The sequence below is a fragment of the Alteromonas sp. AWJ4_197 genome, assembly GCF_056160285.1.
This window is the reverse complement of sequence record NZ_JBSWWW010000006.1, coordinates 295,829-308,262: the sequence shown is the minus strand read 5'-3', so window position 1 is coordinate 308,262 and position 12,434 is coordinate 295,829. Positions and strand designations below refer to the sequence as shown.

12 protein-coding genes are annotated in these 12,434 nt (G+C 49.6%); 8 read left to right on the top strand and 4 right to left on the bottom strand.

Annotated features, from left to right (window positions below; genetic code table 11):
• Positions 1-139: 139 nt before the first annotated feature.
• Positions 140-1,762 (top strand): PAS domain-containing sensor histidine kinase, encoded by a 1,623-nt coding sequence (locus ACXAGC_RS15190; RefSeq protein WP_474845137.1) that lies wholly within the window; start codon positions 140-142, stop codon positions 1,760-1,762.
• Positions 1,763-1,765: 3 nt separating this feature from the next.
• Here the strand turns inward: ACXAGC_RS15190 and ACXAGC_RS15185 are convergent, their stop codons facing one another.
• The gene (locus ACXAGC_RS15185) at positions 1,766-2,944 is read right to left on the bottom strand and encodes a GGDEF domain-containing protein (protein ID WP_474845135.1); all 1,179 of its coding nucleotides are present in this window, start codon (positions 2,942-2,944) and stop codon (positions 1,766-1,768) included.
• A gap of 171 nt (positions 2,945-3,115) precedes the next feature.
• On the opposite strand from ACXAGC_RS15185, the gene ACXAGC_RS15180 reads away from it, so the two are divergent.
• Together ACXAGC_RS15180 and ACXAGC_RS15175 are read left to right on the top strand one after the other, a co-directional pair.
• The gene (locus ACXAGC_RS15180) at positions 3,116-3,787 is read left to right on the top strand and encodes an HAD family hydrolase (protein WP_474845133.1); all 672 of its coding nucleotides are present in this window, start codon (positions 3,116-3,118) and stop codon (positions 3,785-3,787) included.
• 80 nt (positions 3,788-3,867) lie between these two features.
• The gene (locus tag ACXAGC_RS15175) at positions 3,868-5,157 is read left to right on the top strand and encodes a hypothetical protein (protein WP_474845131.1); all 1,290 of its coding nucleotides are present in this window, start codon (positions 3,868-3,870) and stop codon (positions 5,155-5,157) included.
• Between the two features lie 7 nt (positions 5,158-5,164).
• On the opposite strand, the gene ACXAGC_RS15170 is transcribed toward ACXAGC_RS15175, so the two are convergent.
• The gene (locus ACXAGC_RS15170) at positions 5,165-5,476 is read right to left on the bottom strand and encodes a hypothetical protein (protein ID WP_119500037.1); all 312 of its coding nucleotides are present in this window, start codon (positions 5,474-5,476) and stop codon (positions 5,165-5,167) included.
• Positions 5,477-5,621: 145 nt separating this feature from the next.
• On the opposite strand from ACXAGC_RS15170, the gene ACXAGC_RS15165 reads away from it, so the two are divergent.
• On the top strand, positions 5,622-5,813 hold the full coding sequence (locus tag ACXAGC_RS15165) for a hypothetical protein (protein WP_119500038.1): 192 nt from the start codon (positions 5,622-5,624) through the stop codon (positions 5,811-5,813).
• Here ACXAGC_RS15165 and epmB read toward each other — a convergent pair whose 3' ends face one another.
• Positions 5,814-6,839, bottom strand: coding sequence for an EF-P beta-lysylation protein EpmB (epmB, locus tag ACXAGC_RS15160; protein WP_474845129.1), 1,026 nt, complete (start codon positions 6,837-6,839; stop codon positions 5,814-5,816).
• A 36-nt stretch (positions 6,840-6,875) separates the two neighbouring features.
• Between epmB and efp the strand changes: the two genes are divergently transcribed.
• The 4 genes from efp to ACXAGC_RS15140 all read left to right on the top strand — a co-directional run bounded on the left by efp (position 6,876) and on the right by ACXAGC_RS15140 (position 11,797).
• Complete coding sequence (gene efp / locus ACXAGC_RS15155) at positions 6,876-7,445, top strand: elongation factor P (protein WP_303573808.1); 570 nt, start codon at positions 6,876-6,878, stop codon at positions 7,443-7,445.
• A gap of 93 nt (positions 7,446-7,538) precedes the next feature.
• Positions 7,539-8,516, top strand: a complete 978-nt coding sequence (epmA, locus tag ACXAGC_RS15150) for an elongation factor P--(R)-beta-lysine ligase (RefSeq protein WP_474845127.1) — start codon at positions 7,539-7,541, stop codon at positions 8,514-8,516.
• Between the two features lie 218 nt (positions 8,517-8,734).
• Positions 8,735-11,134, top strand: a complete 2,400-nt coding sequence (locus ACXAGC_RS15145; protein WP_474845125.1) for a TonB-dependent receptor — start codon at positions 8,735-8,737, stop codon at positions 11,132-11,134.
• A 129-nt stretch (positions 11,135-11,263) separates the two neighbouring features.
• Positions 11,264-11,797 carry a GNAT family N-acetyltransferase gene (locus tag ACXAGC_RS15140; protein ID WP_474845123.1) on the top strand — a complete coding sequence of 178 codons (534 nt, stop codon included), beginning with the start codon at positions 11,264-11,266 and terminating at the stop codon, positions 11,795-11,797.
• Positions 11,798-11,826: 29 nt separating this feature from the next.
• Here ACXAGC_RS15140 and ACXAGC_RS15135 read toward each other — a convergent pair whose 3' ends face one another.
• A complete protein-coding gene (locus ACXAGC_RS15135; protein ID WP_119500043.1) occupies positions 11,827-12,426 on the bottom strand; it encodes a peptidylprolyl isomerase in 600 nt (199 codons plus the stop codon).
• Positions 12,427-12,434 lie beyond the last annotated feature (8 nt).

Genomic DNA, 12,434 nt, shown 5'->3' with positions numbered 1-12,434 from the left:
TGCACCGGCATTCCGCAAGCATAGTCTATTATTTCACCGGTATATCAGGTGGCACTATGTTCAATCTTTGCTAATTTTTGTATGAGGTGGCAATCAGGCCGCTTTCTTTTTTAGCGATCCGGCTTCGGAACATTTTTCAATGAAAGACATCAGCTTGCACGATAACGGATTTGAGGCCGTTTTCAGGGCCTCAAAAGATGGTCTGGGTATTTTCCGCGAAGGTATATTCTTCGATTGTAATCAGTCGATGCTGGATTTGGTCGGCATCGCTGATAAAGAACAGTTCATCGGCCTGACGCCTTTCGATTTTTCTCCTGAATTTCAGCCTGACGGCCAGGTGTCGGCTGAGAAAGGCGCAAAGCTCATTGAGCGTTGTATGGAGGAGGGGAGTTTACGATTTGAATGGCTGCACTCCAGATTCAACGGGGAGCCATTTTGGGCGGAGGTCATCATCACAAAAATGATGATGAACGACGAAGTTGTGGTGCACGCAAACTGGCGGGATATTTCTGAAAAGAAAAACCTTGAACTGGAAATCGCTGCACAGAAAGATGCCTTTGAAACACTATTCAATGAGTCAGTAGACGGATTATGCCTGCTCACCAGCGAGCACTATCTGGATTGCAACCGCGCCTTTCTCGAACAACTGGGATTCAGTAAAAAAGAAGACATTATTGGTCTGACGCCCATGGATATTTCGCCCGAATATCAGCCGGATGGCCGGCCGTCTGAAGAGGCTGCCGTAGAGATCATCGAAAATGCGTTTAATAAAGGTAGTGTGCGGTTCGAATGGGTGCACAAAAAAGCCTGCGGGTCAGAATTCTGGTGCGAAATTATTGTCACCCTGATTACCCTTGGCGGAGATGATGTGCTGTACGCCATCACCAGGGATATATCTGAAAAGAAAGCATTGGAATTACAAATTGTAGAGCGCAATGCGGCACTGAAAGACTCCAATGCCAGCCTTGAAACCATGATCAATGATTTGAAGCAAACTCAGGATAAGTTAATCGAGTCTGAGAAAATGGCCAGTTTAGGGTCGCTGGTGGCGGGGGTGGCTCACGAAATAAATACGCCGGTAGGCATTGGTCTGACGGGGGTAACCCAATTGATGGAAGAGTGCACAGATATCCGTCAGCGTTACGATAAAGGCAGCCTGACAGAAAACGACTTCGAAGACTTCCTTAACAGTGCCAATGAAATCGCTGATATCGTGAAAAAGAATCTGGTAAGAACCGCTCACCTGGTGAGAAGCTTTAAGCAAGTTGCGGTTGACCAGACCAGCGAGGAAGACCGCGAGGTAAACCTTAAGCAATACTTCGATGAAGTGGTGTTCAGTCTTGCCTCGGTGTTACGAAAAGCCAGTGTCGTGGTGGATATTCATTGCCCTGATAATCTCAATGTTATTACTAACCCGGGTTTGTTGTCTCAGGTACTGACCAATCTTATAGTCAATTCAGTCAATCACGGCTTCAGTGATCGGGATAGCGGGCACATAGCCATGACTATCAGTGAGCTGAACAGTCACGAATTTTTGCTGGTGTACAAAGATAACGGGAAAGGGATCAGCGAGGAAAATGCACCGAAAATCTTCGACCCGTTTTTTACCACGCGCCGGGGGACCGGCGGCACCGGACTCGGGCTCAATATCACTTACAATATTATTACGAATGCATTGGGCGGAAGCATTAAATGCAGAAGCAAAGAAGGCGAAGGCGTAGAGTTTACCATTCAGTTTAAAGTGACTGACCGGCTGTTGTAATGTTCAGCCCTTGACCAGTGACAACGCATTTGCGGTAAGAAAACGGGTGTTATTCCGTCCGCCTTTTTTCGCCGCATAGAGTGCGTCATCAGCTCTTTCCAGCACCACATGCCAGCCCAGATCGCCCTGTTCCATGGTGGCCATTCCCACACTGACAGACAAGGGAAGGGATTCGGTTCCCATACACAAGGGCGTGGACTGAATAGCGAACCGCACACGTTCAGCAATGGCTTTCACATCGCTGACTTTCAGCCCTGCCAGCATGATCACAAACTCCTCGCCGCCAAGACGGAAGTGATAGTCGTACTCCCGGGTGGCTTCCCTGGCGACATTAGCAATATGACGAATGGCTCTGTCGCCGGTTGTGTGTCCGTACTGGTCGTTTACATTTTTAAAAAAATCGATGTCGAAAGTGACAAACGCGAAGGAAAGCTGATTACGCTGGCAGCGGGTAAATTCTCTGCTGGCAGATTCATTCAGGGCATGCCGGTTAAACCAGCCAGTGAGCGCGTCGGTTCTGGATACGGTTTTAAGGGTAACCTCCCGTTTCCAGGCGTGAACAAATATTAATCCGAGTGTCAGACCGGAAATATACAACAGCACAACCAGTGAATTAGTGGTCTGAATAATATCGTTACCAAGGAACTCAAGGTGGTCAGGGAAAAGAAGAATTGCCACAGCACTGCCGGCGGTGTGAACAATGAAAAGCAGAATAATCGTCATGACAGCCCAATAACTCTTACCATGGGCCGAGTGTCTGAAGCGCCACAAGTGGAAGACACTCAGCAGGTTTAATGTCAACATAACCGGGTAGATGGCCAGCATGCGGAATTCCACATTGCTGCTGATTGCATCGTTAAAATGCATCAGCAAAACAAAAGCTGAAAATACACCAATGGAAAGGTGGCTGTTCACCGAGCGGGTTTGCGATGTAATCCCGCTGAGCACAAAACCATGGGCGGCGATATACAGTGTGTTAGATAACACAGGAGTAAGAAGCCAGGGCACGGTGCGAACAGACGCAACAAGGATTAACAGGCTGCAGGCGAGAAAACAGACGCCGGCCAGGGACCAGTCACGCATGGCTTTATCAGCGGTGTTGGTCAGAAAGAGAGCTGACAGCGTAATGGCCATCATTGCACTTAGTAAAACCGTGCAGAGGGAAAGCGTAAACAAGTCCATGTGAGTTCCACGTCAGGGAAGAAATATCGAAATCCGTGATATGGAAAAGTAATTTGCAGCAATACCGGATGCAATTCAATACTAATGCGATGAACGGATTAAGATTGATCCGAATCCGGGGTAAGGTTAGTTTCAATGAGATACCCGCTTAAACAAGGACATTCACACCCTATGACATCTCCCCGTGCAATCAGCCCGACAACCCGCGCCATTTTGTTTGATCATGACGGTACCCTCATTGATTCTGAACAGGTGCATTATGAAATCTGGCGAACAGTGCTCCGCCAGCATGGTGTGAGCCTGACGGAAGCTTTTTACAGTGATGTCATGGCCGGTATTCCGGTTGCCCAAAACGCAGTTGATGCAGTGACAACATTTAAGCTGCCCGTTGCAGCAGAAAGTCTGGCGGAAGAAAAACATGAACAAACCCGCCGTTATCTTGCAGAGCAGCCTTTTCCACTGATGCCTCATGCAGTACAGACCATTAAAAAGTGTTACCAGAGCGGGTATCAACTGGCCATCGTGACCGGTGGAAGCCGCATTTCAGTAGAGCGTACGCTGGAGGCCAGGAACCTTCGTCATATGTTTTCCGCAACGGTTTCCGTTGAAGATGTGACTAACAGCAAGCCGGCGCCTGATTGCTATCTGCTGGCCATGAAAAAGCTGGGACGCCAGCCTCATGAATGTGTCGCCGTTGAAGACACGGAACATGGTATGCGGGCTGCCGTGAACGCCGGTGTGCCTTGCGTCGTTATCCCCACAGTCCATTCAGCCGGACATAATTTTAACGATGCCACATCCAGATATTCATCCCTTCAGGCATGGTGGATGTTAGAGTCCTGATTGTCTGAAGACATACCGGGATTGAATTTATTCCGGAATTCACAAAGAATAATAACCTTCGGTTTAAGAGGCGGATCCGTTTGCGAATATTACGTGGTGTCATTATAGCGTTGCTGGTGAGTGTATTGCTGGTGGCGGGACTGATTGTACTGATGATAGAAAGTGAACCTGTGGTTGATGTAAAAGCAGCGGAACAGGTGGCAGATGCCGATACCGTACATGAACTGCTGTCTCAGCTGGAATCCAGTGTTTCAGATCGCCATCAGGGTCACACTATTACTATCACAACTCAACAGTTTGACTCCATTGTCGGCTTCTTACAGCGTGCCACGCCGGACTTCCGCGGTAAGGTAACTGTGCATCCCGATGCCACCCGTTTACAAGCCAGCATTGCTATTCCGGTGGACTTATTTGACAGCTACCTGAACGTTGATGCCACGATTTTGCCGGCTAACTTCCTGTTGCTGGATGAAGTGAAAATTGGCGATTTACATATACCCGGGCATTTGGCGGTAGGGTTGGCCGAGTGGTTGGTTAACCGCTGGACTAAAAGTGATATCGCCACTCAGGCAAGGGAGCAGATTGAAAAAGTCAGTATGACGGAACAGGAAATGATGGTCAGTCTGCGTCCTATGGACGGCTTCCTGCGCAATCTGAACGAAGTCAAAAATGGTTTATCGGTGGATCAGGACGACGAGCTGCGGGACTTAACGGCCTATTACCTGCGCTACATCTCTTTTCAGGATATTACCCTGGCGGATACCCCGCAACCGGCAGTAGATTTTATCCGTCTGACCATGAAACGCGCAGCTCAGCGAAGCACGCCTGAGAACGCGGCGGAACATAACCGTGCAGCCATTCTGGCGCTGGCAATTTTTATCGGCCATCACCGGGTTGCCAACTTTGTCGGAGACGTTCAGCCTGATGCGGATAAAGCCTTGAAACCGTTAACGCCACCATTACTGCGGGGCCGCAACGATCTTGCCAGACACTTCCTGATTTCCGCTGCATTAAAAGTATTAAGTGAGCAAGGCGTTACACTGGCCATCGGTGAATTTAAAGAATTGATGGACCGTGCTATGGGCGGAAGCGGTTATTCCTTCGTTGATCTGACAGCTGATATGGCCGGTATTGAGTTTGCGCGTGTTGCGACGTCACCGGTTCATGCTGTCCGGGTGCAGCAACTATTATCTGAAATGCATGACGACGATGTGATCATGCCGCCGGTTGACGGTCTGGCAGAGGGATTGTCGAAAGACCAGTTTATTGAACAGTTTGAGCGGGTAGACAGCGACGCCTACCTGCAGGAAGTGGCAAAGATAAAGGCCCGTCTTGCAACGGTGCCTCTTTACCAACTTGAAGAAAACTGAGGGCGGGTCAGGCTTTGCCTACCGCCTGAAACTGTGACAGGGTCGTCAGCGCCAGTTCTATCTTTTTCACCAGCGGAGCCAGGCCTGCTTTGAAGGTCGCTTCGTCAGCGTCTTTGATGGCCTGCCAGTCGCGGGCGATTTCTTCCACGTAGGGTGAAAAGCGTTTTGCCTGTGTTTCAAACCCGCTGTCTTCTGCGAATACTGCCTGAAACTTGCCTTTCTGAACCTGTTGTAACTGGTCCAGCACCGCATCGGCATCTATCGCTTTGCGGTAGAGGGTTTGTAAGGTTTCCTGAAGTTGTTCGTTAATTGCCTGCATGACTTTCCGGATTTCTGCTAAAGTTTATGAGTGTATGGTCGATAACGATGTACCCGTACTGCATCATTAATGATGTAGTACGCTGATGAAGGTGGGCAATTCTGCCTACTTTTTTACTTTGCTACAAGCAACAAAGGAAACTGGTATGGATATACAAGGTGCTGGTGCATCTGCAACATCCGGTGCGTCGCTTGAGTTGGCCTCTCTTAAAATGGCGAAAAGCCAGCAACAACAAGAGGGACAAGCAACGCTTCAGCTGCTGGAATCAGCCGCTGACGTACCAAAACCGTCATCCGGTAATCCGTCGTTGGGTGCCAACGTCGATACCTACGCGTAATTACGGGTGAATATGTAAGTCGACAGGCGTTTTGCCGGGCTGGCCGCCGATTTCTCTGGTGAGTTTCGGTACCAGAAAACCCGGTAAGCGCTTTATTACTTCCGCCATCAATGATCTGGCTTCATCGTCAGACACTTCAAAGTGGGCCGCGCCCTGAACTTTGTCCAGCAAATACAGATAGTAGGGCATCACGCCTGCTTCAAAAGACGCTTCCTGCAAATCTACCAGTGCATCAGCCGTATCATTAACGCCTTTCAATAATACTGCCTGATTGAGCAGCGTCACGCCATGCCTGCGTAATGCATCTAAACGGTCGTTCAGTGCCGGACTGAATTCATTGGCGTGGTTAGCATGTAATACCAGAATCGTTTTCACCGGCAATGACGTTAACCAGTCACTGAACTCTGCGTCCAGGCGTTGGGGGAGCACGACCGGCAGGCGTGTATGAATTCGCAATCTGCGGATATGGGGGATCCGTGATATTTCACCGGCCAGCCAGGCCAGATGGGTATCTTTTGCCATCAGCGGATCACCGCCCGAGAAAATCACTTCGTTAATGGCCGGATCGGCAGCAATATAAGCAATGGCGTTTTCCCATTCCTGTTTGCTCACCGCATTGTCGGCGTAGGGGAAGTGGCGACGGAAGCAGTAGCGGCAGTTTACAGCGCATCCGCCTTTTACAATCAGCAGTACGCGACTTTGGTACTTATGTAATAACCCCTTACCGGCAGTATCATGTTCATCCAGCGGGTCGGTGCTGTAGCCGGGGGCGGCTTCAAATTCCTGAGATAAAGGCATTACCTGGCGGAGCAACGGGTCATGCCAGTTGCCTTTTTCCATCAATGAGGCGAAGTGGCGGGGGACGCGCATGGGAAATAACCGTCTGGCAGCGCCGTGATGACCCAGTTGATCTACATCGAGATCCAGGTAGTCCAGCAGGTCTTCCGGGCGGGTAAACGCCATTGCAAGATCTTTTTGCCAGTTTGTCTCTACAGACAGCCGATTTTTAGGTATTATTTGCGCCACTTCGTATTTACACCTTATGTATTGGCAGAGAAAAATATGGCTTTTTACAGCACTAACGAATTCAAAGGCGGCCTCAAGATCATGCTTGACGGCGAACCTTGTAACATTCTGGAAAACGAATACGTAAAACCGGGTAAGGGTCAGGCTTTTAACCGCGTTAAAATCCGTAAGCTGATCTCCGGTAAAGTTCTGGAAAAAACGTTCCGCTCCGGTGAAACCGTAGAAGGCGCAGACGTGATGGATACGGAACTGGCCTACCTGTACACCGACGGCGAATTCTACCACTTTATGAATAACGATACATTCGAACAAATCGCTGCTGACGAAAAAGCGGTTGGCGAAAACATTAAGTGGCTGAAAGAGAACGATGTGTGCACCATCACACTGTGGAACGGCTCACCTATCACAGTAACTCCGCCTAACTTTGTTGAGCTGGAAATCACTGAAACAGACCCAGGCCTGAAAGGCGATACAGCGGGAACCGGCGGCAAGCCTGCTACGCTGTCTACCGGCGCTGTTGTTCGTGTACCTTTATTCGTTCAAACCGGTGAAGTTATCCGTGTTGATACCCGCTCCGGCGAATACGTATCACGGGCGCAGAAGTAATCTGAACCCGCTGCCGGCCGGTACGCACTTACGTGCACTGGCCGGATATATTCTTATGCCCTCTCCGGCCTGATAATTCCCGTATCCGATCTCATGTCATCAAATACTCCCTGGCAACCCACCGCATCGCTGAATAATTTGCGTAAGCGGGCTGAACTGCTGCGCCAAATCCGTGATTTCTTCGCCTGCAGAGATGTGCTCGAAGTCGATACACCATTGCTAAGCCACGGTACCGTTACCGATGTGCATCTGGCTGCCTTTTCCAGTGAATTTGATCACAGCGACACAGGCAGAAAGGAAACCCTGTATTTGCAAACGTCGCCGGAATACGCCATGAAACGGCTGTTGTGTGCAGGCTACGGTTCGATTTATCAGATATGCAAAGCGTTTCGTCATGAAGGGGCAGGGCGCTTTCACAACCCTGAATTTACTATGCTGGAGTGGTACCGTACCGGCTATGACCATCATCAGTTGATGGCAGAAATGGACACCCTGCTGCAACTGACATTGTCGACCGGAACTGCGGAAAAAATCAGTTATCAGGATGTATTCCTCAGGGAATTAAACGTCGATCCTCTTACCGCCACAGTTGAGCAACTGCAGCAAATCGCTTTGCAATGCGGGCTGGATATGCATGCCGGCATGCCGGAAGACGCAGACACCCTGCTTCAACTGCTGTTTAGCCTTTACATCGAGCCCCGTATTGGCGCTGCCGTACCCTGTTTTGTTTATGGCTTTCCAGCCTCGCAGGCAGCACTGGCAAAAGTGAATGAAGATGACCCCCGTACTGCTGATCGTTTCGAAGTGTATTTTAAAGGCGTGGAACTGGCGAACGGGTTTAATGAACTGGCTAACCCCGCGGAACAGCGTCAGCGCTTTCTTAACGATAATGCACAACGCCGTCAAACCGGCTTACCGGAACTGCCGGTGGATGAGCATTTCCTCTCTGCGCTGGAGCAGGGATTACCTGACTGCGCCGGCGTGGCACTGGGTATCGACCGATTGCTGATGCTGAAAACAGGTGCTGAACATATTCAGGACATCATTGCGTTCCCCGTATCGCGGGCCTGAATAAATTCCCTTATCCTACCCTGACAGTATTATCTGCTTTTTGAACGATTCCTGAAATCAATCTGTGATAATTTTGCAAAGTTTATGGCATGATATGTTATATCATCGATAAAACGCTGATGTTGTCGACAAAATGCCGTTGACGTTAACGCTAATTCGCCTGAAAATGTTATAACATTACGAAACAGGCGATAACTCAGTAGTTAACGGAAATCACCATGCATACTCCCTCTCTTATAGCTGTTGCTTTGATGACAGCATTCAGCAGTGCCGCACTGGCCACGACAATAACAGGTAAAGTCACTGATCAAGCCGGCGCTCCCGTTGCAGGAGCAGAAGTCTCAGTAGAAGGTTCAAGGCGCGTAGTCTATACCGACGAAAATGGCATTTATTCAATGGATAATGTCACCGCACAAGACGTCCATATTCATGTGGCAACGCCGAAATATCTGCATGGTGATAAAGATTTAGGTCCCGTTTCTGAAGACCAGCAGGTTAACTTTACGCTTCTGCCAGCTTCCATTGAGAACATCACGGTAACTGCTACCGCAATGCAAACCTCTGTACTGGAAAGCGTGACGCCGGTCTCGGTTATCGGCTCAGAAGAACTGCGCAGAAAACAACAGCCGACTTTGGGTGAAACACTGAAAACTGTTCCGGGTGTGCATTCCAGTTACTTCGGACCGGTCTCAAGCAGTCCGGTCATTCGTGGTGCCGGTGGTCCGCGGGTGAAAATCGTGCAGAACGGTCTGGATGTATCTGATGTATCACGAATTGGTCCTGATCATAACGTAGCGGCCAGCACTTCCAGTGCCACTCAGGTGGAAGTACTGCGCGGTCCTGCCACATTACAATATGGCTCCGGCGCGATCGGCGGTGTGGTCAACGTGGTCGACAAACGTATTCCTCAGGAAATGCCATACGGCACAGAAGGGGAAGCAGAAATGCGTTATTCCACCGTGGACAACGGTAAGTTCGGTAAGGTGGACGTGACCACCGGAACCGGCAATGTGGCATTTCACTTCGATGGTTTCAAACGCAAAACGGATGACGTGGATATTCCCGGCTACTCAGAGGCTGAGCCGGATGATGATGCCACTTACGGCACACTGGCCAGTACAGATATGGATACAACCGACTTCAATGCCGGTATCAGCTATGTAAAGGATGAAGGCTTCTTCGGCTTTTCTGTAGAAAAACTGGATAACCTGTATGGCGTGCCCGGTCATCATCACCACCACGAAGAAGAAGAGGAAGCGGCAGAGGAAGAAGGCGCAGAAGAAGGTACCAAAATTGATGTGGATATGACCCGCTATCAACTGGCGGGTGAATGGCATTCGCCCACTGCCGGTATTGATAATATCCGGTTCTCTGCTGCTTATACAGACTACACCCACGTTGAAATTGAAGATGGCGAAATTGGTACGCAATTTAATAATGAAGGCGTGAATGCCAAGCTGACGATTGCCCATACCGGTATTGCCGGATGGCATGGTGTATTTGGTTTCCAGCTAACGGACAGCGATTACGAAGCGATTGGTGAAGAAGCATTTTCCCCGCCAACCAGCACAGATACACAAGCTGTTTTTCTTATTGAACAGAAGAAAGTGGGCGACGTGACTTTTGAGTTGGGTGGCCGTCTTGAGCAAACCTCCTACGATGCGGATGACGCTGAAGTGGAACTTCATGTGGAGCACCTTGACGAAGAAGAGCATGAGGAAGAGGAAGAACATGAAGAAGAGGCTATGGTCTTCAACTTCCCTGACTATGACTTCACCAGTGTTTCGGTATCTGCCGGTGCAAACTGGGAATATCAGCCGGGTTACTCTGCCGCACTGACATTATCCCGCAATGAACGTGCGCCAAGTCAGCAGGAATTGTTCTCCGGTGGTCAGCACATTGCGACCCGGACTTATGAAGTCGGGTTGGTGTATCAACTGGATGATGAAGGTGAGTTATCTGACACGCTCAGAAGTGTAGATGAAGAAGTCAGTACCAACATGGATCTCACATTCCGTAAATTCAGCGGCAACTGGGGTTACACTGCGTCACTGTTCTACAACCAGGTAGACAACTACATTTATGAAAGTGGTACAGGCCTGATTGCTGTAACCGAAGAGCATGAACACGAGGAAGAAGGGGCAGAAGAGGAAGGTCATGAGGAAGAGGGCACACCGGTGTACTACTTCCGGCAATCCGATGCTGACTTATACGGTATGGAAGCCGAGGTGTTCTACAACATTACCGGTGAATGGCGTGTGGATTTATATGGTGACTACATTCGTGCCAAACTGGATAACGAAGACTTGCCACGCATTCCGCCTCTGCGTATCGGCTCGTCAATCCGTTATCAGGGGCAATCACTTTCCGGTGAGGTGGGTGTGGAATGGTATGACGACCAAACCCGTACTGCACCATATGAAACTGCAACTGATGGCTACACCTTGCTGAACGCTAGTGTTGAATATGACATCGCATCTGCCGGGGTGGACTGGGTGCTGTTCGCTACTGCAGACAACATCACAGACGAAGAGGCCCGCGTGCACACGTCGTTCCTGAAAGATTTAGCGCCGCTGCCCGGCCGCAACTTCTCGGTGGGTGTAAGAGCCGTGTTTTAAGTCCCTGGCATGCCGGCATGGTGATGTGTGTGTTCGTGTAGTAACTGAATCTGTCAGTTTGCTGCGTGAAGCCGGGCCGGCGAGACGCTATACTGACTCCCGTTATGGTTTTCCATTGCGGGAGTTTTTTTGTTAAAAGGCACATCTTTGATTCTTTCTACATCGCGGCTGCATCTGCGCAAGCCGGTGGCTGATGATCGCAACTGGATTTTTGCGTTAAATCACGACCCTCTGTGGCTACGTTTTATTGGAAACCGGGGTGTACATACACTTAAAGATGCGAACCGGTATATTGATAATGCGCTGGTGCATTTTGAAAACCATGGCTATGGCTTGTTTGCCGTAGTAGATAAATTAACCGGTAAACCGTTGGGGATGTGTGGTTTGATAAACCGCGGTATTTTCAGTGCGCCTGATTTAGGATTCGCCTTGCTTCCGCAAGCCCGCGGGCAGGGGATTGGTGGCGAAGCCGGTGAAGCGGTTATCAGCTATGCCAGAGACACCCTTGGCGTGACTTACCTCACTGCGATGACTCATGCTGATAATACTGATTCTCAGAAACTGTTAATGAAACTGGGCTTTAAGAAGCGGGGCAATCTGTTTATGTCAGGTGTCTTTGCGCAACATTTTTTCTGGCTGGATTTAAAAACGCGGCAGCGCTGAATTTACGCGCTGCCACAGCGTCAGCTTTTTTACACCGCCGGAAGTAAAGTGACAGATTTCAGAATGATGGGCTCTTTAGGGGAATTCGGTTCACCCAGCGCCGGCTGATAGTCCAGCTCTACTTCCATCATTTTTTCCACAACAGCTTCGCCTTCCACAATCATACCGAACACGCTGTAACCCCAGTCTCTGCCGGGATCCAGGTTGGTATTGTCATTCATGTTAAAGAAGAACTGTCGTGTCGCTGAATGCGGGTCGTTCTGGCGTGCCATGGAAACCGTGTACATCTTGTTGCTCATGCCACTGCCGGATTCGTTGAAAATCGTGCCGTAATCCGGCTTTTCATCAAACTCAGCATTGTAACCGCCACCCTGGACGATATAGCCGGGTACAACACGGTGAAAAATGGTGCCGTTATAGCTTTTCTTATCAACGTAACGCAGGAAGTTATTCACGGTGATAGGCGCACGGCGGCGGTACAGTTCGACGACAAAATCGCCCATTGTGGTTTCCATTTTCACCCGCGGGTAATAATTGTCCGGCTGAATTTGTGAGCCGTCATCTTTTGGTTTTGCTGCAATAACCGGAGTGGTTACGACAACTAAAGCCAGCAGCAAAGCACGCAGCATAGCATTCT